Here is a 24,505-nt window from a genome sequence, read left to right on the forward strand (position 1 = left end):
TTAAAAGACAGTCTAGTTTATTTCCTCAATGTTAGATTTTTTACCTTTTATAGTAAGAATATCTGCAGAGTTTACCTTGCCTCAGGTAGAATGCCGCCAATTAAGTTATTCCGCTTTTGGGGGCGTATTCTAGATGCAAATTAATCGAGTTATGCTAACAGCTATCGGCAGTGTTTTATTCGCAATGGTGGCAATTCAATCTGGCGCATCTCTAGCAAAACAGCTTTTCCCTTTGGTAGGTCCAGAGGGTACTACGGCATTACGTTTAGGGTTTGCAGCTGCGGTACTTTGGTTGGTGTTTCGGCCATGGCGAGCCATGCCCAAAGGGCAAGAGTGGCAAAGTATTATTATTTACGGCCTATGTTTAGGTGGCATGAATATTCTGTTTTACCTCGCGATTGAGCGTATTCCTTTAGGGATAGCGGTAGCCCTTGAATTTACTGGCCCACTAGCGGTGGCACTATTTGGGTCTAAGCGTAAAAGTGATCTTTTTTGGGTGGCTTTTGCCATCGCTGGTATCGTATTACTGCTACCAGATTTAGCTAACGCACAAGGCCTCGACCTTGGGGGCTCCTTAATGGCGTTAGGAGCAGGGGCATGCTGGGCGGGTTATATTTTGTTTGGCACTCGTTCTGGTAAGCAGGTGTCTGGTGGCATGACTGTGGCTCTTGGCATGACAGTGGCTTCTATTGTACTGGTACCTGTTGGAGTCGTTAGCCAGGGCTTAGCACTAATCAGTTGGGAAGTATTATCTATGGGGTTATTGGTAGGGATTTTATCAAGTGCGTTACCCTACTCCTTAGAAATGATCGCCCTGAGAAACATGCCCACCCAAGCTTTTAGTGTGCTGATGAGTTTAGAGCCAGCCATAGGGGCATTAGCTGGTTTTGTGTTATTGAGTGAGCAGCTAACCTTGTTGCAGTGGATTGCAATTGCTTTGGTTATTGTTGCTTCAATGGGAAGTAGTTTTACACCTAAAAAAGCCGCTGAAATGGGCGTGTAACTCTAGGTGCTAAAGTGTTGCCCTCCCCGCCCCAAAGCCTAGGCCGTGAAAGAAGCGTTTTGGGGAACAAAGTCCATACCCAATAGCGTAATTGCTTTTGGTATTTATCAGTGAGCTAAGCATCCAGATTTCATCCAGCGGCATACCGGAGGGGTGGTAATAGTTGCTAGGCAGTTTTCTATTTGGCAGATTGCAGCCCCTTGGGTCCAGCTTACATCTACTTTGCTAGATTGTTCGGCCTGTATATCTAGTGTTTTCAAATATTTATCTAAATAGATAGGGTTAAAACATGCCGTAAAGGCATTGTAATATCCATCATGCTGATTGACACAAAAATCATCAATGTCTGTTTCTTTTGCATAGTTAAAAGCTCCCATTAAATACCATTTGGGTATATTTTTATGGGCAGCTGGTAGCGTATTTGTAGTCCCTTTGGTCCCTGTTTTGGTGTAATTGTAAGGGTCTATGATGTCAGTGTTTGAACCTTTAGCGGTAATTGGTATTTCAACGGCACAGCTTGCTATTGTCCAATCAGGATTGTTTGTTCCAACACCATAACTACAGCTTTTTGGAACTTGGCCTGCAACAGTAAAGGGCAAGCTATGGGGAGCTTCATCTTGGCCTAGCCCAAGGTACGAATAACTGTAAATTTGCATGGGGTTGCCATCTACGATTACGGTTTTAACTGCATCGTTTACTGAGTCGCAGTTGGGGCATGGGAAGGTAACTTGTGAAGATGCTCCGCCCATTTCCACAATACCGTAATTGCTGGAGGGCTCGTCTGTTGTATGGACATCTTTAACACTTAGCCAAGCAAACAGGCCTTCTTCAAACCCTGTAAGGGTTCTTGTTTCTACGGTCACATTTGGCCCAACTTTAGCGGTTATTTTTGATGCTAAGGTTTGCCACAAGACTATGCTATCGGTTGGGTTATTTTGTTCGGCAATACGCATGCCTGCTGTGGCAAAAACCTTAACTGACTGTGCTTCACATTGCTTGCTCCAATCAAACCCTGACCAATTAGGCTTACCCTCTTCTAATGGCCCATCTAGCTTAATTAAATCTAAGGCAGATGCCACTTCATCTGTAATAGTGTCGAGATCGCTTAGGTCTTTGCCATGGGTATGGCGAATTGGATCTGCCAGTGCGCTAACCTTAGGGCCTTCATGGGATATCAAGTCAGCGCCTGATTGTTCGTAAATATACAAGCGCGTACCACTGCTACCTGCGTCATACACTATGTAGCAGTTATGCTTATCTGGTGTTGTTATTTCACTTGTACAGCTATTTACACTAAAAATTGCTAAAACAATGAAAACAAATTTGTTCATGGAGTGGTTCAAAATCATCCTGGTTAGTAGTAATCCGTACATAGAAAGCCTAGTTGCTTTGAAGTTCAAAAAGAGCAGGTGTATTAACGCCTTTAAATGCTTATTTTGGCATATAAGCTGGTTAGATGTAGGTGCTCAATAAAGCAATTATGGCGTTTAATATACTTAAAATAATGCTGAAAGAGGTTTAACCATTACTCTTAGCGTTTAAAGAGGCTTAAACGATGGCCGCGCTTTACCCTTTGTCTTTTACTAGCTGTTTTTTACAGTATCACAGTAAGATACAGGTGCTTGTTATCAGCTTTTCTTTGGTGCAAGCCAAATCTCAATTGGTGTGAGTGTTGGCATCGCTTTTTGGGGGTAAGTGGTAGGCTTTTTTAGTTTTTGTAGAGTCTAAAGAACTCACCTCTAATGTATAGGAAGGGAGCGAAGTGCTTATTTTTTGTAAGGCCATTAGCTATTAAGTTGCCTTTGTTGGGAGCAAAAATACTCTTGGTTTTAAAAGTTAACCTTAGCATTTGCTTTTAAAATGGCTGATGTTATCAGCGAGCAGGTCAAGTAATCTTTGTTGTGATTCTATACTCGCCCATGCAATATGCGCTGTAATTTTAAGGTTATTAAGGTGTAAGTCAGGCTCTTGAGCGGATATCGCTCTGATTAATATATGATCTGCACTTGGAGGCTCTTGCTCAAGCACATCTAGCACCCCGTAACCTAAGCGTTTATTTTTTAATGCTGCATGTAAGTCGTTACTATTTACAAGAGCCCCGCGTGCAGTATTGATTAACATAGCACTGGGTTTCATTTGGCTTAAGGTTTGCGCGTTAATGAGGTTTTCGGTTTCTGGTGTTTGTGGGCAATGTAACGTTAGTATGTCTGCCTCTGATAATACTTGTTCGAAACTGAGTCTATTTTGACGAATTGTTGCAGCATAAGGGCGCTCTGCAATGAGTATTTTCATACCAAAGGCCTCGGCAATTTTGGCAACAGCTTTCCCTAAATTTCCGTATCCTACTATGCCTAACTTTTTACCGTAAAGTTCGCTTATTTCACCTGAGTGATAACAAAACGTCGGGCTTTTCTGCCACGCCCCTTGGGCTGAGTCTTGGTTATAAAGGTTGGTTTGATTAAAGTATTCCAGCATTTGTGCAAATACATATTGACTAACTGAGGTGGTGGAATACCCCGCCACATTTTTTACCTGTATCCCTAACTGAGCAGCGGCTGCTAGATCAACATTGTTGGTGCCAGTAGCAGCCACACACACTAGTTTTAGCTTGGGGAGTTGTTCTAGGGTATTTTGGGTTAATTCTACTTTGTTTGTAATAACAATATCGGCTTGAGCACAGCGTGATAAAAGTTGCTCTGGCGAAGTGGTTGCAAAACAGTTTAATGAAGTAACCTGCTGGCGAATATTATCAAGGCTAATATTAGCGCTAAACGTTTGTTGGTCTAAAAACACTGCATGCATACTTGGTGCTCTCAATATCAAAGTACAGAAGTTTACGAGTAAAGCTAGGCAAGCTCAACGTCATAATTAAGATGTTGCTTACTCACTTAAAGTAGAAATAAATACTCAAATCTCTTAAAAATATTAGCGGATAGCCTGAGGGTGATGGCCTCCCCTACAACACCAGACATGCAGTTCAGAAGAACCCTGCCGAGTATTAACCCAGCAGGTTTTATCATTATTTAGTGGCTTTCACTGGCTGGAGTAGCCGGACTAACGCTATCAAGGTAAATAATCCCGTTCCATTCTTTTGGTTTTAATTCTATAAAGTAGTCATTTTCACGTAATAAAAAAGATGAATCTAACCACTTGGCTGGGCCTGCTGGAGCTTGCTCCCAGTTAATGTAATAATTTTTTGTTCCCACTTTTCCAAGGGTTTGTTCTATTTCACCCTCTCGGCTTGCTGGGATCTTATCAACAAAGCGGTTCTCTGGTTTTTGCCATTTATTCCAAAACTCTCCTTTGCCGTAAGCCATACCAATAACAAATAGTTTATCTTTGAGTTGCTCTTTAATTAATTGGCCTGCTGGCACAAAGTGCCCCAAATAACCATTTTGACGTTTTGTTGCAGTTTGAGTGTGTAATACATGATTAATTAAAATGACTTTAGCATCCTTACGTTGTTCTAAAATCCAATTAAGATTTGTTTCCATCGCAATCTCTCTGCCATTGAGCCCAATATATTTACTGGTATCAGAATAAACTTGGTTCATATAATTTCTGTAGTAGTTTTCTGCGAGTTGCATAGCAACCGCACTTTGCCGATTCCATTGATATTCCTTCATATTACTTTGGGCAACAAAACTCTCTTTTTGAGCGCTAAAGTGCAGGACTACTTCATCTAAAACACGAGCCAAGTCATCTCGCTGAGCTTGAGTTAATTTATTTATGTAGTTGACTCTTGCATTATTTTTTAAATCTTTAAGAAGTGGAGAAAGCTCAGCTCTCATTTTTGAACTGTAGCCACCGTCTACAAGATCAAGATATTCAAAGATTTTTTCTAACGGCCTTTCCCAGTTGTCATAAAACCCACCTATGTCGATGCCAAAATATTCTAATTCACTGTGGTTAGCTAAATTATAACTACGCATCCATTCTATTAAGTCCCGTGCTTCTTGCCATTCGCTGTATAAGCTATTCAAGCCATTTTTCCACATGTCGTCTTGCTTAGGCTTGCCTTGAACATAATCATATATAAGTCGAGATTCTGGCAAACCAGTCTCAGTTGCAACAGTATTAAAGCCATGGTTTTCTACTAGGTATTTGATCATGCGCTCATGTAATTGCATCATTTCTTTACTGTTGTGAAACCCTTCAGAGAGGGCGACCACTTTATAATTGGCTATGTCCTTAAAGATAAGATCTAAATCATGGTTGTCTGTGCTGTTTTCCATAGAGATTAGAGGTACATGGTTTTCACTGACCCATTTAACAAAACTATCTTCTACATTATATTTTTCGTCTAACTCTTGCTCGCAGGATATTAAAAATAGAGCGCTAACAAGGATCACTAGTTTATTTTTCATATTGAATTCAAATTAGGTTTTGTTTTTCGTTTTTAACAAAAAAGAGGTTATAGAAATTTAGTTCTTGCAAATTTACTCGGCTGTTTATAGAGCCAGAAATCAGTGTAAACTGTTTTTAAATAAGAAAATACAACAAAGATATTCACTCTAAAAATAACCCATAGCAGCATTTTTCATGACATTTCTTTAAGCGTTTAAAGGTTTTGAAAGCGGTCTAAAATAAAGGGATTGAGACAAGTTAAATGTGCTACTCGCACTAAAATAATTTCTTTGTTCGCCTACATCTATGCAGTTTAGTTTTTATATTTGTGGAAATAAGTTGCTCTTGTTAAACCGACAGGAAAACAACAAAAAAGAGGCCGCGTTCGTGCCTCTTTTCTTTTGTTTTAAGCCTACTGTATTTAGTTTCAAATTAGAGCGCTATTTAATGCCCAGCCCCTTAAATACATAACCAATAAGCAAGTCTTTATTTTTAAAGTTGATTAAGGGTTTCCATGTCACAGTTCCAAAAATCGGTATTTGTGCCACGCCTTTTTCCTGCCCTATAGGTATAAGCCCCATTTCAGGCATAGGTTTGTGAGCTTTGGTTTTTTTACCCTGTTTTGTGGCAACGAGGTTGGCGGCCAATTCTTTTCCTTGTGGTATGGCTGCTGCAGCCAGTTTTAAGTCTTTTAGATCTGCTACATCACCTATGGCCCATAGCGTTTTTGTGCCAGTCACTTGAAAGTCGTCATTTACTTTTATGAAGCCTTTGTCGGTAATGTATTGATTTAAATGAGCTTTCATAAAGTCTGAATTAGCTTTTACACCAACAGCTACATAGGCGATGTCTACAGCTAGTTCTTCACCACTATTTTTATCTATATAAACATCTTTGTGTTGTTGGTAATAACGATTAGTTTGTATGTTTACGCCAAGCGCTTGTAATTGTTTGCTTGCCTTTTGCTGAGTTTTTTCGCTATAGCTGCCAAGCACGCTTGTTCCAGAATCTGCTAGTGTCACTTTTATATTGGGGTGGCTGTAGGCAATATCGCCGGCCAACTCAACACCAACGGCACCGGCACCAATAATCAGTACCGATTGTGCTTTTTCTAATGCCAGTGAAGCGCTTTTTAGCTCCTGGTTACGGGCTTCTAAAGTAAATGCTTGATTAGATTTTGCCACTGAAAAAGACGGGTAACTGGACCCTGTAGCAATTACGGCTTGTTGAAACGAAATGCTGTCGCCGTTTTCAAGTAATGCAGTTTGTTCTGTAAGCTCAGTTACGCGCCCTTGGATAAACTCCCCCGATAGGAAATCGCGATAGCGTATTCTTGGTGTATCTTTGACTTTGGCAAAATCTGCAATGTTTCGCAGTGTGGCCATGGTAACTTCAAAGTAATCTTTGCAGTCAATTAACATCGTGGCTATGTTAGATTTTGCGAGCTCTTGGGCAAGGGTAGCGCCGGCAAAACCGCCACCGATAATAAGCGTGTGAGTAGTAATATTCATTTTGTGTCTCACTTTTAGACTTAAGTTGATTTTTTATGTATTAGGCCTATTTTATCCCGCATAAAAAATGCAACAATGAGCGAAAACCGCACCTTAGTGTGCGTATTCTATACATAGGGTTTATATGAAACATTGGAGCGAAATCAGAACCACCTACTTTGTGGCACAAACTGGCAGCATAAGTGGCGCTGCAAGAACCTTAGGTGTGCACAGAGCAACGATTCTTCGCCACCTAGACATTATCGAACAAGAGTTAGGTGAAAAAGTATTTTTACGTGGCGCTAAAGGTTATAAATTAACTGATGTGGGTGAAGATTTATTACGGGTTGCAAAGTTAACCGATGAACAGTTTAGTGACTTTGCAAAACGAGCTAAAGGTCAACAGGGAGAATTACAAGGAGAGTTTATCTTATCTTCATTAGATGCCTTAACTAGCTTGTTAATGCCCGCTGTACGACTTTTCAGCCAAAAATATCCCAAAATACGCATTCGATGGCTCACCAGTGCAGAGCTAATGAAATTGGAGTATGGGCAGGCTCATGTGGCTATTCGAACTGGCTCCAAGCCACAAGACGACAATTATGTAGTACTCCCCTTTGCGTCACTCAAAATTGGCTTATACGCCAGTAATGATTATTTGCAGAAACATGGTACGCCTGTTGACGAGGCAAGCTTGAAAACACACAGGTTTGTATTTGCAGACGATGCACCACAGCACTTACCCATCACAAAATGGTTTAATGAGGTTATCCCCCCAGAGCAAGTGGTATGCACCAGTAACAACCCTGCCTTGTTGCAGCGTGAAATTGTTGATGGCCTAGGCATTGGGTTCATGCAATGCCAAGTGTCGCAAGCTAATACAAATGTAAGCCGGGTACTACCAGATATTCAATGGGACTTTCAAAATTGGATTGTGACCCATGGCGATCTACATCGCTCTGATAAAATCCAAGGGTTTCTAACTATTTTAAAAAGCGAAGAATACCAAAATGCCATTGCCGCTTTTAGTTAATGGTGCGGGCTCAAATTAGCTTGGAAAATCGAGAGATGATTTTGCGGTTTTACCGAAAATAACTAAGTACGGCTAAGTGGTTAGCTTCAAATTGCTTTTTTACCTAAGTGTTAGCCAAGTGTCATTTCACTTTACAAAGAAATTACTGATGTCATGATTAGGGCAGTTTTAACATTAGAAATAAGCGTTTACTTTACATGAATCAAAACAATTTATCAGATACCTCAGTAGCTCCAGAAAAATCAACTTGTACTAATACTAGTTGTTGCCCGCCGCCACAATCGCCAGTAGTCAGAAGCTCACCTAAAGTTGGGCGTAATGATCCGTGCATTTGTGGTAATGGACGTAAGTATAAAAAGTGCTGCGGTAAAAACGCCTAAAATAAGTCAATTATTTTTAGTTTATTTTGGCAGCTTAGCCATGTTTTAATTGAAGTGTGATTGTATAAAGCAGTGTTTGAGCAGTATATAGGGCCTGCAATCAGGCCCTATTTTTATTGATACAAACGAATTAGAAATCGTAAGACGCTGTTAAGTATATACGGCGACGCTCACCCACAACGGCACCAGATACTTCATTGAAACCAGCCAAGGCAAATTCTTTATCAAATAAATTTTTGATGTTCATTTGGAATTTCCAATCTTGCCAATTGGTTTGCCAAGATAAATCGTAAATAGTGTAAGGCTGAATAGTAAAAGGTGCATCGTAGGTTGTGGTGCGGTCTGTACGCTCCCCTACATATTCTGCGCCAAACGCAATAGACGATGAAATAGACGGAAATTCATAACGAGTCCATAGTCCCAATTGGTTATGAGGGTTGTTAGCCAAAATACGGTACACAGTACTGTCTTCTGAAATTTCATCGGCTTCTACATCAATGTAGGTGTAGCTGATGTTTGCCACCCAACGTGGGGTGATATCCATTAGGGCATCAATTTCAAAGCCTTGGCTGCGGACTTCGCCTATCGCCGAAGTATTGCCATCTTCATCTGCTGTCACTGTGTTTTCACGATCTATATGAAATAATGCGGCGTTCACATTTAATCTGTTGTCTAATAAATAACTACGAACACCTATTTCAAACTGCTGTGCTTCTTCGGGATCAAATAGATCTCCATCAAGTGAGTCTTCTTGATCAGAGGCGGTTTGCGGTGTTAAACCCGTTGATATAGAAGTGTATGGTTTAAACTGTTCGTTAAGATCATAAGTGGCTCCCACGCGAACCGAATAGCCAATATCATCATAAGAGGTATTGTCATCTGTACTGATGTAATCAACAAAGTCCTCCTCAAAACGGTCGACACGAGCCCCCACTAACACAGTCAACTTATCTGTCGCACGCCACATATCTTGAGCATAAATACCCACTTGATTTAGCTCAGTTAACCTGTCTCGGTTCAAGGTTGCGTTATAAGCACTGATGTCAGAGTCGTAACTTGGGTTTGTTAGGCTTAAGTTTGACACTCCGTTAGACACGCCATTAGCGTAGTAGAAGACTTCGTCTTCACTGGCAAAATGATAATCCATTCCAGCGACTATTGTATGCTTGCCTAACTCAGCAACTAGGTAAGAAGAGAGATCAACTCCTTTATAAATACGAGTTTGGTCTTGGTAACGGCGAGTCATTTCATCAAAAGCCCCATCGTCATCGGTGTCTACTAACGCCCTTGCTTGGTGAAACTTGATAATTTCTTCAGTCTCATAGTATCTAAATGTTGAATTACTGCTTAGCCAATCATTAAAAGAGTGTTCAAAGTTGGCTTGAAATATATCCGTTTCGAAGTCTTGATCATCATCAGGTTCGTTACTATTCCACGCAATGTATGTTAGAAAGTTTCCATTCTCGTCAATTGGCACGCCACGTAAACGCTCACCTAACTGATCGAAATGTGTGTATTGCAGAGTCAAAGTACTGTCGTCACTTACATCCCAGGCATAGCCTAAATCAACAATCAGGTTGTCTTCTTCAACATTGTCTCGATATGAGTCTTCGGTACTAGAGTAAACACCAAGTCGATAACGCTGAGATGCGTCTTGGTTAATTGGGCCAGATGACTCTACACTGCCGCTAATAAAGCCTTTATTGCCTAGCCTAACCTCAAGGTTGTTTTCTTGTTCGTGGGTAGGCTTCTTGGTGACGTAGTTTATTGCACCGCCTGCTTCACCTGCACCATAAGCCGCACCAGCTGGCCCTTTTAGGGTTTGCACTTGCTCAATATTGAATAGCTGCGGAATAGTAAAGGTTCTAAATGGGTCTCCTTTAACGCCGTCATAAAACACTTGGCTTTCTTGTTCAAAACCACGCATTTTAACAATCCCATAGTTTAAGTAAGACACACCAGACATAGAACGAAACAGATCTGTTATTTCGTTAGCGGCTTGGTCTTCGATTAACTCTTGAGTAATGATTTGAATCGTTTGTGGAGTTTCGTCAATTGAGGCACTGGTACGGGTAGCAAACACCGCGCTATTACCCTGATAAAGAGACAAAGCACGACCTATGACTTCAATTTTTTCTGTTTCTGCACTTTCGTTACCTTCTTTGTTGTCAGGCGTAACTTCACCGAAAGCTGACATGGCAATGCAAAGTGCCCCGAAAGAAGGGATAGTTACAAAAGTGGTTTTGGCGCGCATATATAGGGTTCTCCAACTGGCTTTAAGAAACCCGCAACGATATAGCAAATGAGAATCATTAGCAATTAGAAATATATGAAATTGAGTAATTATTCGACCAATTTTGAGACAAACTACTTGGTGTGTATTCCCCCCTAAGTAATTGCCACTCTTACTTCACTAAAATCCCCATTAGATGTAAAAAGTAAGCTCCCACGCTCAGCCTTATATCCTTAAATTTACAGTTTCATTTTTATTGTTGTAAAAATTAATTTATAAAGTACTTTGTAGCTTCAAAGATTAAAGTTCAGTTATGAAAATACGCAGCGCAAACACCTGTTTACTACCCCTTTTTTTACTTACCAAATAAGAGGCTAGCTTTGAAAATAAGCGCATTAAAAGACATAAAAATATCTGATGTTTCTCACAACTCTCAGATCAAAAAGAAGGTTTTGGTCGCTAATGGCGATATCCCTCATATTACTAATTTTTCCAGAGCGGTTTTCCCCCCAGGTGAATTGGCTAGTGCACATAGCCATAGTGATATGACAGAGGTATTTTTTATTGAGTCCGGTACAGGCATTATTTCGGTTAATGGCAAAGATATTCCTCTAGAAGCAGGAATGTGTATAACCATTGAGCCAAATGACATACATGAATTAAATAATACAAGTACACAGGATTTAACAGTCATATACTTTGGTGTAGAAACCTAGCAACTTGACTATTTTTACCAAGCCAACACTTTCCTTGAATACCTTTGGGTTTCTCGGTGTATATTGAGTTAAAATCGTCAGCACTTTTGGGCACTACATGTTTATACAGAAAAAATTTCAGGCAATACTTTTCAGTGCGTTAGCTTTGAGTTTATGCAGTTCGTATGCACAAGAAGATACCACTCATCAAGCCACTGCTTACCATAGAGACATGTATCAAAACTATGAGCACAAGGAGTTTGATTTAGGTGGAGAGCCCAGCCGCTTTGCTTGGCGAGAAATGCCGGGACTTTTCCCCCATACTACTATTTTTCATAACCATACCCGTAAATTACCTATAGCGCTTACACCAGCAATTAAGGAGTGGACGGTAACGGCAGATAATAAACCAATCAAGTTTGACGACTACGTATCACAAGACTCGCGGATTGACAGCGTCATCATTATTCACAATGGAAAAATTGTATATCAGAGGTACAAAACCCTCAGTCCATTGGAGCGCCATTTAACTTGGTCTGTGACTAAGGTTATTACCGCTAGCGCCCTAGCTCGCTTAGAAGAAATGGGCAAGGTAGATATGCAAGCCCCAGTAAAAAAATACCTAGCAGATTTTGCATCAAGTGTATGGGGCGATATTAAATTACAAGATGTAATTGATATGGCTTCAGGCATAAATTGTCGAGATGGTGATGGCTATCAAAATACTCAAGCATGTGTATACCGCGCAGAAGAAACCTATGGCGTAGTTCCCCAAGTGCGTGCAAACCTTAGCAAGGCTAGGGAGTATTTAAAATCAATGAAGGCTCACAGAAATCCCGGTGAAGCTACCGAGTATTCGTCTTCAAATACGAATATAGCCAGTTTAGTGATTGAAGAAATCACCCAAAAACCACTTGCCCGAGCCATTAGTGACTTGGTGTGGCAGCCCATGGGAGCAGAAGCTGACGGCCTAATGCTTGTTAACCAATATGGTGAAGCCTATGCCTCTGGTGGCATCAGTGCTCGAATGTCAGATATCGCCAGATTTGGATTAATGTATCTAGATAACCAGGGTTGGGGGCAGTTAGGCTCGGCACATTTAGACTTTTTAAAAAACTCCCCTAGACCCATTTTTACAGATGAGCGTAAACAAGAATTAGAGCAACTCTTTGATGGCGATGCTCCTCTACATAGCCGCTGGCAGTGGGATTTGATTTGGGAAGATGGTGATATGTTTAAATCCGGTTACTCTGGTCAAGGCCTTTATATTTCGCCTAGCAATAATATGGTGATGGCTTGGTTTGGCACTGACGATACAAACTTCAATACCCATAATTTACTGCCCTTATCACGCAAACTATCTAAGGCTAAGTTACTAACAACTAAAAAGTAGCTGCCTTTTTACCCAATTGGTCGGAATAAACAATACGGTTTCGACCTTGATTTTTAGCTTTATAAAGATTTTTGTCAGCCAACTCTACTAAGTCTTTGCACGTAAGTTCTTTGTTAGGTATTAGGGTTGCAACACCTATGCTCATCGTGACATGCTCAGCGACTGAAGAGTTTTTATGATGTATATCTTCAATCTTGAGATTGTTCACAAACAGGTTGAGCCCAGAATGACATTGGATGGCAGTAGTTTCGGGGAGTATAATCGCAAATTCTTCACCTCCAATTCGTGCAGCTAAGTCGGAAGGACGACTAAAACAGTTCCCCCATAAAGCTGCTACAGAAGCCAAACATATATCCCCTCGTTGATGCCCATATAAGTCATTATATTGTTTGAAAAAATCAATATCTCCTATGACTAACGTAAGGGGTTTACCGCTACGCTGGCAACGTTTCCACTCAATACTAAGTGTATGATCAAACTTGCGCCTATTAGCTAATGACGTTAATGAGTCATGGGTAGATTGCTGGAGCAACTCAGAGTTTGCTTGACGTAACTCTTTATCTTGAACTTCGTACCTTTGGATCTCTTCTAGCAGCTTTTTTCTGGGGGCTGTCATTAACTCTTGAAGCCGTAAAGGCGATTTTAAGAAACCAATTAAATGACGTTTAAATACCCAATAAAAAATCAACATTGGCAAACTATAACTCATTGCCAACACAAATTTACCTGCCACACTTCCTAATATAACCTCACCTAAGTCAACTTTGAATGTCATAGCAAGCAACGGAAATAACAAACCATCTAAGCAAAGAATAAAAATAAATGCAGCAGTGTAAACTGAGGCTAATAAAGAGATATTGAAAATCACTTTACGAACCTGAATAAACAAAAATAAAAGCAACAACAACTCTATGAGAATTATTATGCCACCAGTCAAAATAATAGTTAACGATATATGAAATATATCAACTGAGATATTAAGGTGGTTTATTACCAATTCTGCACTTAACAACCACGTAAATAATTTAAATCCAAGAAAAATAATTCCGTCTACGAGAAGTACTAATTTCACCATATTTCTTAATACAGAAACATTACGCTCTATGATAAGTAACATAGTTGTACTCATCATAAATGCTCCAAAAGCGACACTTCCTCCCGATATAATAATTCCGTCAGCTAATTCAAATGAATAGATACTGCCAAGTAGGCTACCAAATACCAACATAGCGCTAATGTAAATATAAAATAGGCTAGATCGAGAACTTGATTTTATTGTGGTCAAATAGAGTGGAAAAATAGAGTACAGAGCTATGTTGAGCAGAAAAGCACCGAAAACATTCATTATGAGTTACTTTATATATTGTTATTATTAGTTTTGAATTTTAAGTACATAACTGCTGAAGCAATAATGAACATATACATGAAATGGTACGCTAAATTTCTAAATATTAGAACTATGAAACTTTAAAAATACAAATAATTAACTTAAAACCAACATAACTTACATTAAATCCCAAATAGAGTGGTTAAACACAAATAAATTAATGCTCAAATCTACATAATGTTTTCGCCATTCTCTGGGTCTCTTGCTCTTAATGCTTGTTCACGTATTTCATTAGCTTCACTTGAAACATCATCATGTACTGCAAGGTTTCGCTTCTCTGACTTAATGATTACCTGACTTTCACTTTGCTTGGTGCTGGTTGAAGAGAGTGAATCTTTAGAACCGGCTATTACGTTTGCGGTTGAAACTATATTAAGCCCTTGGGGGAAGACACGCTCTCTAGCATCATCAGGCATACTAATTCCACATTGATTATATTCTTCTACCAACTGCCTCATTAATACCGAAGACATTTTCAAAACACTTGTTTCTTCTACATTTACCCAAAAATAAACTTTAAGGTTATAAGTAGATGGCCCCAAATTATCAATTAGTATCTGCGGCTCTGGATCCCGCAAAATATTTCCATGCTTTTCAATTACAGACAATGCGATTTGCTCAGCTTTTTTAATATCTGCGTCGTAGCCTACTCCCAACATAAAATGACCTCGCATTAATGGGTTAGCAGTTAAATTCTTGATCACACCTTTGTATATTGTCGCATTAGGTATTTGAATATGGTTACCGTCAAAGTCAACCAATGTAGTGGCTCTCGCTGTAACCTTTTGGATGATCCCTGTAGAGCCATTAACTTGCACTATATCACCAATTTTAAATGGTCGCTGAACAGTAAGTAACAAGCTTGATATAAAGTTTTCGGCTATATCTCTAAAGGCAAAACCTAAAATTAACCCCACCACACCGGTTCCGCTGACAATAGCTACCGCAAACCCAGTCAAACCGGCGAGGTAGAGAAAAAGATAACACCCCAGCAAGATAAAGAATAAGCTAATACTTCTTTGTAAAACCGAACTAATTAGAGGCGTAAATGAGGAAGACGCGGGCTTAAGCAGCACCTTTGAAAGCGGACTAGCCACTAAAACAAATATAACCATCACCACCAAGCCAATACCAATACCCGGCAGTCGGTACATAAAGTTTTGCCACAGCTCAACTAACAATGATTGTGCCTCAGTTATGCTTTCTACTCCGCCCCCTTCTTGCTGTGCCACAACGTAATCAAATGGTCTTATTTTGATATTTGCTAACAAGGTAAACGCTATTTCTATCAACATGACCTATCCTTTCCTTTTTTCGTTTGTGTAATACTTTTGAAATTCCTAAACTTATGCTCGAGCGGCTTGCTAAATAGTGACTTTATCTAAGCAAATATAACTATACTCTACCCCAACTCAGCCTAGTTAATCCTTATTTTCACATTCACTTTTCCAACTATTTGGGTTTACTCAAACTAGACAGTTAGAGAGAAAAATAGACTTTCTTATACTTCATCATACCTATGTATTTTCAAATAGATTTTTAAACTAAAACATATGGGGTTAAATATGTGCATCAGAACATTAACTCACTTCAATTCATCATTGAAATAAAGTTCGAGGCTTAGTTATGTTAAAAATAGTAAAAGTATCTATCGCAATTGCTAGTGTCGCACTCTTTAGTATTGGCCATGCCAACGCTCATGTGGGCGAGATATTCGTGGACAATTGCACCATAGTTAAATCTGACGACAAAGGTGAGTTAAGTAAAAAAGCGAAATACGTAAAGCCAGATTTCAAATTAAAATTGAAAGATTTTTCTACTAATTCTCCTTGCGTTGAAAATCATTTATCTCTGTCTCGCGTGGCAAGTAAAGATAGAATAAACGCTAGGTTCTAATGTTTTGAACAGGTTCATTTACCAAGTATGACCAGTTCAACATGGTGAGGTAATCACTTAGCAATAAGTAGGTTACCGTAGGAAAGGCCTCTTTTGAGGCCTTTTTTATTTTCTAACTTTCATATTGTTAGGGGGGGTTGAGCTAAGGATATAGATATCCATGAACCTTCATATTAAACAACAAATGAAATTTCACCGTTTTTTAAGGCTTCAACGACACCTTACCTTTAACTTCTCTGTTCATTACTTTTTTGAGCCCATCTTTAGCTCTTTCTAGTGGCACAACTTCATCCACTATCACTTTAACTTTGCCTTGCACGTACCAAGTAAGTAACTCTTGCATATTTGCCGCAAAATCTTTGGGTTGATGCTGCGTAAAGGAGCCCCAAAACACTCCTACTACCGAGTACCCTTTCACTAACGCTAGATTAACTGGAAACTCTGGGATAGTGCCGCCAGCAAAGCCTACGACCAATAAGCGGCCATTCCAAGCCATACTTCGGGAACATGCATGGAAAGTGTCCCCTCCCACGCACTCGTAAACCACATCTACACCTTTACCATTTGTAACTTCTTTAATGGCTGTTTTCAAATCAGTATCTGTGTAATTAATAAGGATATCCGCACCATTTTCTTTGGCGATATCAAGCTTTTCTTGGCTTGAGCACACTGCAATTACCTTTGCGCCCATTTCTTTACCAATTTGCACAGCCGCTAACCCAGTGCCACCGGCAGCGCCTGTTACTAATAAGGTTTCTCCGGCTTTAATTTGCGCTCTTTGTTTTAGTCCATGGTGGGCTGTGGCATGGGCTGTAACTAAGGCAGCGGCCTCTTCGTCTGGAATTTCATCAGGTAGGGGTAAAACATGGGTAGCAGGACAAGCGACTTTTTCGGCATAACCTCCTAGCATACACAAGGCAATCACTCGCATTCCCACTTTTAAATGGGTAACCCCTTCGCCAACTTCACTTATTACACCCGCTACTTCACTACCAGGAATAAATGGAAAAGCGGGCTTCATTTGATATAGGCCCTGCACTAGCAACCCATCTGGAAAATTAACGCCCACAGCATTTATATCTACTACCACCTGACCTTTCGCTGCTTTTGGGTCGGGTACATCTTGGTATTCAAGCGCTTCTACTGGCGCAAATTTATTACAAACAATGGCTTTCATTACCTATTCCTAAAATATTACTGAGTTAATTGTAAGGCGTATTGTGCAAGTGGCTGCACCATGCCCCCTACTGCTTGCGCTTCTTTATTTGAAGCATTGCCATCTTCAGCTCTTTTAGCCACACCTTGAGCTATTGCCGCTAATCTAAAAAAGCTAAATGCTAGGTAAAAGTTCCAGTTATCAATTTTATCTATGCTCATCAAATCACAGTAAGTTGCGACATAGTCAGACTCATTAGGTATACCTAGTTTTGCTCTATCGACACCTCCTAATCCTGTTGCTTTCCCAACGTTGTCAGGTAAGCGTAATTGCATACACTGGTAAGCTAGATCTGCAAAAGGATGACCTAAGGTTGAAAGCTCCCAATCTAAAACAGCTATCACCTTGGGTTCGGTAGGATGAAACATTAGGTTGTCCATACGGTAATCGCCATGAACCAAGGACACTTTGCCATCGTCGGCAGGTAAATTACTCTCAAGCCAGTTAATAAGCTTGTCCATCTCTGGAATATCTTGGGTTCTTGATAGCTCATACTGCTTACTCCAGCGACTAAACTGACGCTCGAAATAATTCCCTGGTTTGCCATAATCCTCTAAACCTGCTTTTTCTAAATCAACACTGTGCAAAGCGGCCATCACCTCAGCCATATTTTGATACATAAGGTGGCGAGTGCCGCTGTCAGAAATCTCTGGTAGTGCGCTGTTCCAAAATACCCTTCCCTCTACGTACTCCATGACATAAAACATACTGCCAATTAACGAGGTGTCTTCGCAAAGGTGATAGACCTTAGCAACGGGAACATTAGAACTGACTAAGGCATCTAATACCCGATACTCACGGTCTACAGCATGGGCAGACTTTAATAGCTTTCCTGGAGGTTGGCGCCTGAGGACATAGGTGGCATTTGGTGTGTCTAGTTTAAAGGTTGGGTTAGACTGGCCACCAGCAAATTTAGTGGCTTTTAAAGGGCCACTAAATCCTTCAATATGCTGACTTAAATACTCAGTAAGTTTTAGTTCATCGAGCTTATCTACCGCAGTGTTATTACTCATTATTTGCTCCTTAACTTACTTATTCACACCCGTGGCGTTTTTCTCTGCGATTAAATTACGACCTAGCTGCATCATATGAACTTCGTCTGGGCCATCAGCAAGCTTGATAGTCCGAGCATAGGCATAGTTAGCTGCTAGCATATAATCCTGACTAGTTCCCCCAGCACCAAACATCTGAATGGCTTGATCAATTACTTTACAGGCCATAGTGGGGGCAACAATTTTTATAGCAGCTATGATATTTTTACTGACTTTATTACCGTGTTTATCCATGTTATCAGCGGCCTTTAGGGTCAGTAGTCGTGCTTGCTCAATATCGCAATGCATTTGTGCAATTCGTTCTCTGATAGACTGCTGTTTACTTAAAGGTTTACCAAAAGCCACTCGGCTTTCAACCCTTTCACAGGCCATATCCAAAGCCCTTTGAGCACAACCAATGAGCCTCATGCAGTGATGAATTCTCCCCGGGCCTAAGCGACCTTGCGCAATAGCAAACCCTTCCCCCTCTCCCACTAAAAGATTAGCAGCTGGCACCCTTACATTTTCAAACAGTACTTCTGCATGGCCGATGGGTTCATCATAATGGCCCATTGCCGCTAGTGGCCTAACCACTGTAACGCCTTTGGTATCTAGGGGCACTAGAACTTGAGATTGCTGCTGATGTTTAGGTGCACTGGGATCAGTTTTACCCATTACCACCATGATTTTACAATTGGTGTTCATCGCCCCACTTGTGTACCACTTACGACCATTAATGACGTACTCGTCACCGTCTCTTTGAATAGAGGTCTCTATATTCGTCGCATCAGAGGATGCAACCGCAGGCTCTGTCATTGCAAAAGCAGACCTTATTTCACCCTCAAGTAATGGAATTAGCCATTTCTGCTTGTCTTCTTCAGAGCCATACCGCGCCAAGACTTCCATATTTCCGGTATCTGGAGCACTGCAGTTAAAAATTTCAGCACTCCATAAAGAGCGTCCCATAATTTCACACAAAGGTGCATATTCGAGATTGCTTAGACCAGCACCATAAGGCAGATACTCTTTTGGCAGAAACAAGTTCCATAACCCAGCGCTTTTCGCTTTTTGTTTTAAGTCTTCCATTACTGCTGGGGTCGTCCAACGGTCTGCACTCTGGTGCACTGTATTTATGTATTCTTGCTCTATTGGATAAACATGCTCCTCCATAAAACGCTCTAAACGCTGGATTAATGCTTGAGATTTACTCGAGTATTCAAAATTCATGATGTTTCCTTTTAGCTAAAGGTAATAATGTCTGGCTTATTTAGGTTTTCTAGGTGTGGAATATTATTAAAGCTGGCTAGCCGCACCCCATTCTTATTAAAGTAAAAGTGACTAAAACTGGTGTTTTTAACTTGCATATTAAGCTCCATAACCAAGTGACTTTTGAGCTCTAATATCAAACTTAACAACATGGCTATTACCCCTCCTGAACTAACGATCAAAATGGGTTGTTTTGCTGGAGATTGACATACTCTGTCTAGGGCATTCTGTACTCTTGCCCTAAACTCTTGCCAGGTTTCAGTTAACCTGTCTTTGGGGAGCAGGTCTTTTGACCAAGACAACATAGATTGTTTAAGTAAACGATAAAAAAGTGCGGGTTGTGCGTCTTCGGCTAGAGCTTCATTTGGATAAATAGATAGGTAAGCTTCCACTATATTTTGAAAATCAAACTCATTAAAACCTAGCTCAAGGGTTTCTTTAGGAAGGGAACTAAGCTTAGAACATATGCCTTGCATTGTTTCTTTATGACGAACCATGTCGCCTCTAAATGCATGGCTGAATGTTATATTTTTTCGTTGAAAATACTCTCCCAACCACTCTGCTTGGCGTTGCCCTAGTGCACTTAACTTGTCATAGTTTTCAGCCCCAAAAGACGCCTGTCCATGACGGACAATGTAAAACTCAGCCACAATCACCCCACACCTTAGTTTGTAGATTCAAGGCATACTATTCCCTACTGAGCCATTAGTTGAATTTATTACCTTGATAAAAATTCATTCACTAAAGTTATACCCCTACACCACCGAAAACCCCAAAAACCACATAAACACCTGTTTTGCATAGTCTTTTTGTGAAACTTCAAAAAGAACCACAACAACAAACCCATTACAAAAAGTTAACTTTTAAGATTATTTTGTTAACAATTTTTAAACCTGTCATTTACTTTATAAATAAAAGGTTGATAAGGTACAGGTCTGATGAGTGAATCCGGATGCTGAGACGCTAAGTTGATTCAAATATCAAAGCAATTGGAAGTAGAAAGTAAAAACTAGACTTGTATTACTAGCTAATAAGAGAGCCATTATGAAACAACAGCTACCTCAAAGATTTAAACCTAAAGCGTTAGCCGCATTAATCGGATTGACCTTCACTTTACATCACGCTTCAGGTATTGCTCAAGAAGCAGAGCAAGAAACCGCGTTAGAAACCATTACCGTTACAGCACAAAAACGTACTCAAAATCTACAGGAGGTCCCCGTATCTGTTACCGCTTTCACAGGGGATGAAATGGCAGAGGCTGTCATCAAAGACATGTACGACTTACAAACCAATGTACCTGGGTTAGGGGCCTTTCAGAGTCAAAGCGCCACCAATTCGAGCTTTTCAATTCGCGGTGTTGGCACCTCATCTCAAAACTTTGGTTTAGAGTCTTCAGTAGGTTTATACGTAGACGGAGTTTATCGGGCTCGTCAAAACTCTATGATCAACAACCTAGTGGATGTGGCCGCAGTAGAAGTATTGCGGGGCCCACAAGGTACCCTATTTGGTAAAAACACCCCATCAGGTGCAGTCTTAGTAACAAGTGTTGCCCCAAGTCATGATGGTGGTGATGGTTTTGTAGAAGCAACTATAGGTAATTATGGATTAATCAACTTGTCAGGAGCCACTTCGATTTCGGCTATTGACGATGTGCTAGCGTTTCGAGTAACGGCTTTTGGAAGCCAAAGAGACGGGACTATAGATAGTGTCGGTAATGGCTCTGAAACAGGCAAAAACTTACTCAATGACAGAAATCGCTGGGGGGCTAGAGTTCAGGCTCTTTACACACCTAATAATGATGTGACAGTACGTGTAATTGCTGACTATGCAGATATTGACGAGATATGTTGTGGTGCGCCAGTCCAATTGAGTAATGCCACTATTAACCCAGAGGGTGAAATAGGATCAGACCTAGCATTAACTTTACTAGGAGGAACGGTTTTTGCTGGAGGCGATGCCTTCTATGACAGAGAAGTAGCAGTGTCATTTTTACCTGAATCAACCATGACAGATAAAGGTTTATCTGCTGAGGTTGATTGGGAGCTAGACGAAAACTACACCCTTGTTTCAATATCTGCTTATCGCAACTTTGAGTCTTTCGATAATATCGATACAGATTTTACCGATGCCAATTTGTTCGGTACGTTCAACGACTCCAAACAAAGCTCTTTCTCTCAAGAGTTACGCGTTAATTATACTGGTGACGACTTAAACTATATTTTAGGAGCCTATTACTTTACTCAAGATTTAGATCTAGATTACAGCTTGTATACGGATACATTCTTTAATGAATTCTATATGTCTTCTCTTGGCGGAGCTTTAGATGACTTATTTGCAGGTATCAACGCACTAAGTGCCGCAACAGGTGGAGCGATAGCACCAGTGGCAGATGCAGCACCAGCCGGAACAGGGTTTGATCACCAAGCCAAACAAAAGCATGAAAGCTACGCGATATTTGGTCAGTTTGACTACCAATTAAGTGAAACCCTTACGCTAACCGCAGGTTTAAGATACACAGACGAAACCAAAGATTTAGTGACAGTTTTCAGTGAAAACCTAGCTGATGGTAGTCAGTCACCTGAATTTTTTAACACAACCACAGAATTAATTGTAGGTGCCGGCGCTGCAGGTGTTGCTGCAGGTAATATAGGTGCTGCTTTAGCCAGTGGCCAAGCACCTGCCGCTGAAGATGTCGCTGCCTTACAACCTTTCCAAACAGCAGGCTGGGGGTTCCAGTCATTAGGGGCAACCACTGCAAGTCGCTCAGATATTAATGAAACAATCGAGGATGACCAAATTACCGGCTCGCTAAAACTTAGCTGGCAGCCTAGTCGAGGCACCTTAGTGTATGGCTCTTACGGCACTGGCTATAAGTCTGGTGGTACCAATACCGACCGAATAGCAGATGGCTTTGACCCATTATTTGATGCAGAAACGTCCGAGTCACTTGAAATCGGGATTAAAAAAGACTTTCCCAAGTCTAACTTAAGAGTCAATGCTGCAGCCCACTACACTACAGTAGAAGACTTCCAAGCGAATACCTTTACAGGTAACGGCTTCAACTTACAAAATGCAGGTGATTATGAGATTTCTGGATTAGAGATAGAAGCAACCTGGCTACCTATTGAAGATCTAGAAATTAACCTTGCCTATGCATTTGTTGACGCTGAATACAAAAGCTTTGAAGGTGGAAACTGTTGGGTAGCTTACTCTTGGCATACAGGTATTGACGATCCTGGCCGTCAAAATGAAGATGATCAGTTTTGTGACCGCTCTGGTGATAGACCCGCTGGTGAGCCAAAACACTATGCCGTTGTGAGCGTAAAAAAAGACTTTGAAATATCTGACGGTATCTATGCCTATGTACAAGGTGACTTCAGTCACACAGGAGACATGGTGCTAGATGGTAGTAACGATCCTTTCGCTGTTCAAGATGCTTACAATGTCGTGAACTTTAGATTTTTCATGAACTTTGAAGAGTACGATATGGACCTAATTGCTTGGGGACGCAATGTGCTTGACGAAGAGTATATTAACAGAACTAATTTTAATGCCCCTCTTCAAGAAGGTAAATTAAATGCTTATATGTCTGAGCCGGCTACATTCGGTTTAACCGTTAAAAAACGCTTCTAGAGATATAATCAACTAATCAAAAGCCGGCATATGCCGGCTTTATTTTTAGGTGAAAAATAAAAATCAAAGCGCATCTAAGGCATCGGATAAACGAGACACACCTATGATTTCAATCCCAGCAATCCGCTGTTTTGGTACATTCGCTTTTGGCACTATAGCTCTCTTAAAACCATGTTTAGCGGCTTCACTAATACGTTCTGAGCCATTAGGTACAGGACGAATTTCTCCAGCTAACCCTACTTCACCAAAAGCAATTAACTCTTTATCTAGAACTTTGTTCTGAAAGCTCGACACAATCGCTAGTAATAAGGCTAAGTCAGCACTGGTTTCTGCTACTTTTACGCCCCCAACAACATTTGCAAAAACATCTTGGTCATTCATTTGTACACTGCCATGGCGATGCAGTACAGCAAGTAACATAGATAACCGGTTTTGCTCTAAGCCTACAGCCACCCGCTTTGGATTAGCCATTTGTGAGTAATCAACTAGTGCTTGAATTTCTACTAATAATGGTCTGGTTCCTTCCCATACCACCATAACAATACTGCCGGGTGATGGCTGCTCTTCTCGGCTTAAAAAAATAGCAGAAGGGTTACTCACTTCTCGCAAGCCTTTTTCAGTCATGGCGAACACACCTAACTCATTTACCGCGCCAAACCGATTTTTATGGCTTCTAAGCGTACGATAACGACTATCACTTTCCCCTTCTAGCATCATGGAGCAATCAATGCAGTGCTCTAACACCTTAGGGCCAGCTAAACTACCTTCTTTAGTTACGTGTCCAACCAAAAACATCGCAATATGTTGCTGCTTAGCAAACCGAGTCAAAAATGCTGCGCTTTCTCGTACCTGCGACACACTTCCGGGTGCTGATTGCACATCAGCCACCTGCATGACTTGAATGGAGTCAATCACCATTAATTCAGGCTTATGCTGCAAGGCTAATTGGCATATGGTTTCAACATTGGTTTCTGCCAATAATTTCAATTTATCTTTTGCTAATCCTAGACGCTGTGCTCGCATAGCCACCTGTTGCAGCGATTCTTCACCTGTGACATACAGCGCACTCTTATTAACAGCCATTTGGCACATAACCTGAAGTAACATGGTACTTTTACCTGCACCGGGCGAGCCACCAATTAACATAGCAGAGCCTGGTACAATACCACCGCCTAAAACCCTATCTAACTCTTTATACCCCGAGGCAAACCTAGGCAGTGCTTGCAAGTCGATATTGTCTAAGGTTTCCACTACCGCTTGAGTCTGGCCTGAATAGCCGCCTAACTTACGGCTTACACTACTACTGCTTGAAATCACAAATTCGCTGATAGTGTTCCATTCTTTACAATCATTACATTGCCCTTGCCAACGGGAGTACTCTGCTCCACAATCCGAGCACACATAAGCGGTTTTTCGTTTAGCCATTTTATTTACTGTCTTTTTAATTTGTGAATTAAACTTGATAATTATCAACTAATTATCGTACTTTAGAAGGTGAATTG

General features: G+C 40.7%; 20 protein-coding genes. 7 read left to right on the forward strand and 13 right to left on the reverse strand.

Going from position 1 to position 24,505, the window contains the following annotated elements; all coding sequences use genetic code 11:
* Positions 1–133: 133 nt before the first annotated feature.
* Entirely contained in the window at positions 134–1,003 is an 870-nt protein-coding gene (locus ACMUMK_RS11050) for an EamA family transporter (RefSeq protein WP_414701167.1), read from the forward strand.
* A 107-nt stretch (positions 1,004–1,110) separates the two neighbouring features.
* Here the strand turns inward: ACMUMK_RS11050 and ACMUMK_RS11055 are convergent, their stop codons facing one another.
* The 4 genes from ACMUMK_RS11055 to ACMUMK_RS11070 all read right to left on the reverse strand — a co-directional run bounded on the left by ACMUMK_RS11055 (position 1,111) and on the right by ACMUMK_RS11070 (position 6,861).
* Positions 1,111–2,334: a nucleoside phosphatase gene (locus tag ACMUMK_RS11055; protein ID WP_414701168.1), complete on the reverse strand. Its 1,224-nt coding sequence runs from the start codon at positions 2,332–2,334 to the stop codon at positions 1,111–1,113.
* Between the two features lie 511 nt (positions 2,335–2,845).
* Entirely contained in the window at positions 2,846–3,805 is a 960-nt protein-coding gene (locus ACMUMK_RS11060) for a D-2-hydroxyacid dehydrogenase (RefSeq protein ID WP_414701169.1), read from the reverse strand.
* A gap of 221 nt (positions 3,806–4,026) precedes the next feature.
* Complete coding sequence (locus ACMUMK_RS11065; RefSeq protein WP_414701170.1) at positions 4,027–5,370, reverse strand: erythromycin esterase family protein; 1,344 nt, start codon at positions 5,368–5,370, stop codon at positions 4,027–4,029.
* Between the two features lie 420 nt (positions 5,371–5,790).
* A complete protein-coding gene (locus ACMUMK_RS11070; protein WP_414701171.1) occupies positions 5,791–6,861 on the reverse strand; it encodes an NAD(P)/FAD-dependent oxidoreductase in 1,071 nt (356 codons plus the stop codon).
* A gap of 124 nt (positions 6,862–6,985) precedes the next feature.
* Between ACMUMK_RS11070 and ACMUMK_RS11075 the strand changes: the two genes are divergently transcribed.
* Positions 6,986–7,873: a LysR family transcriptional regulator gene (locus ACMUMK_RS11075; protein WP_414701172.1), complete on the forward strand. Its 888-nt coding sequence runs from the start codon at positions 6,986–6,988 to the stop codon at positions 7,871–7,873.
* Between the two features lie 202 nt (positions 7,874–8,075).
* On the opposite strand, the gene ACMUMK_RS11080 is transcribed toward ACMUMK_RS11075, so the two are convergent.
* Positions 8,076–8,204, reverse strand: coding sequence for a hypothetical protein (locus tag ACMUMK_RS11080; RefSeq protein WP_414701419.1), 129 nt, complete (start codon positions 8,202–8,204; stop codon positions 8,076–8,078).
* On the opposite strand from ACMUMK_RS11080, the gene ACMUMK_RS11085 reads away from it, so the two are divergent.
* Complete coding sequence (locus tag ACMUMK_RS11085; protein ID WP_414701413.1) at positions 8,203–8,253, forward strand: hypothetical protein; 51 nt, start codon at positions 8,203–8,205, stop codon at positions 8,251–8,253. The genes ACMUMK_RS11080 and ACMUMK_RS11085 overlap by 2 nt on opposite strands.
* Before the next feature lie 130 nt (positions 8,254–8,383).
* Here the strand turns inward: ACMUMK_RS11085 and ACMUMK_RS11090 are convergent, their stop codons facing one another.
* Positions 8,384–10,507, reverse strand: a complete 2,124-nt coding sequence (locus tag ACMUMK_RS11090) for a TonB-dependent siderophore receptor (RefSeq protein ID WP_414701173.1) — start codon at positions 10,505–10,507, stop codon at positions 8,384–8,386.
* A gap of 359 nt (positions 10,508–10,866) precedes the next feature.
* On the opposite strand from ACMUMK_RS11090, the gene ACMUMK_RS11095 reads away from it, so the two are divergent.
* Both ACMUMK_RS11095 and ACMUMK_RS11100 read left to right on the forward strand, forming a co-directional pair.
* The gene (locus ACMUMK_RS11095; protein ID WP_414701174.1) at positions 10,867–11,202 is read left to right on the forward strand and encodes a cupin domain-containing protein; all 336 of its coding nucleotides are present in this window, start codon (positions 10,867–10,869) and stop codon (positions 11,200–11,202) included.
* 97 nt (positions 11,203–11,299) lie between these two features.
* On the forward strand, positions 11,300–12,574 hold the full coding sequence (locus tag ACMUMK_RS11100; protein WP_414701175.1) for a serine hydrolase domain-containing protein: 1,275 nt from the start codon (positions 11,300–11,302) through the stop codon (positions 12,572–12,574).
* Here the strand turns inward: ACMUMK_RS11100 and ACMUMK_RS11105 are convergent.
* Complete coding sequence (locus ACMUMK_RS11105) at positions 12,564–13,919, reverse strand: GGDEF domain-containing protein (RefSeq protein ID WP_414701176.1); 1,356 nt, start codon at positions 13,917–13,919, stop codon at positions 12,564–12,566. The genes ACMUMK_RS11100 and ACMUMK_RS11105 overlap by 11 nt on opposite strands.
* Before the next feature lie 212 nt (positions 13,920–14,131).
* A complete protein-coding gene (locus ACMUMK_RS11110; RefSeq protein ID WP_414701177.1) occupies positions 14,132–15,256 on the reverse strand; it encodes a mechanosensitive ion channel family protein in 1,125 nt (374 codons plus the stop codon).
* 331 nt (positions 15,257–15,587) lie between these two features.
* Between ACMUMK_RS11110 and ACMUMK_RS11115 the strand changes: the two genes are divergently transcribed.
* Positions 15,588–15,857, forward strand: a complete 270-nt coding sequence (locus ACMUMK_RS11115) for a hypothetical protein (protein WP_414701178.1) — start codon at positions 15,588–15,590, stop codon at positions 15,855–15,857.
* Positions 15,858–16,059: 202 nt separating this feature from the next.
* On the opposite strand, the gene ACMUMK_RS11120 is transcribed toward ACMUMK_RS11115, so the two are convergent.
* The 4 genes from ACMUMK_RS11120 to ACMUMK_RS11135 are packed head-to-tail and all read right to left on the reverse strand — an operon-like array spanning position 16,060 to position 20,020.
* The gene (locus ACMUMK_RS11120) at positions 16,060–17,034 is read right to left on the reverse strand and encodes an NADPH:quinone oxidoreductase family protein (protein ID WP_414701179.1); all 975 of its coding nucleotides are present in this window, start codon (positions 17,032–17,034) and stop codon (positions 16,060–16,062) included.
* Between the two features lie 17 nt (positions 17,035–17,051).
* Positions 17,052–18,086 (reverse strand): phosphotransferase, encoded by a 1,035-nt coding sequence (locus ACMUMK_RS11125; protein ID WP_414701180.1) that lies wholly within the window; start codon positions 18,084–18,086, stop codon positions 17,052–17,054.
* Positions 18,087–18,101: 15 nt separating this feature from the next.
* A complete protein-coding gene (locus tag ACMUMK_RS11130; protein ID WP_414701181.1) occupies positions 18,102–19,331 on the reverse strand; it encodes an acyl-CoA dehydrogenase family protein in 1,230 nt (409 codons plus the stop codon).
* Positions 19,332–19,342: 11 nt separating this feature from the next.
* On the reverse strand, positions 19,343–20,020 hold the full coding sequence (locus ACMUMK_RS11135; protein ID WP_414701182.1) for a histidine phosphatase family protein: 678 nt from the start codon (positions 20,018–20,020) through the stop codon (positions 19,343–19,345).
* Between the two features lie 394 nt (positions 20,021–20,414).
* On the opposite strand from ACMUMK_RS11135, the gene ACMUMK_RS11140 reads away from it, so the two are divergent.
* The gene (locus ACMUMK_RS11140; protein WP_414701183.1) at positions 20,415–23,003 is read left to right on the forward strand and encodes a TonB-dependent receptor; all 2,589 of its coding nucleotides are present in this window, start codon (positions 20,415–20,417) and stop codon (positions 23,001–23,003) included.
* Between the two features lie 63 nt (positions 23,004–23,066).
* On the opposite strand, the gene radA is transcribed toward ACMUMK_RS11140, so the two are convergent.
* Positions 23,067–24,428, reverse strand: coding sequence for a DNA repair protein RadA (gene radA / locus ACMUMK_RS11145; protein ID WP_414701184.1), 1,362 nt, complete (start codon positions 24,426–24,428; stop codon positions 23,067–23,069).
* Positions 24,429–24,505: the final 77 nt, after the last annotated feature.

The sequence above is a fragment of the Paraglaciecola sp. 2405UD69-4 genome (assembly GCF_047525415.1).
Classification (GTDB): domain Bacteria; phylum Pseudomonadota; class Gammaproteobacteria; order Enterobacterales; family Alteromonadaceae; genus Paraglaciecola.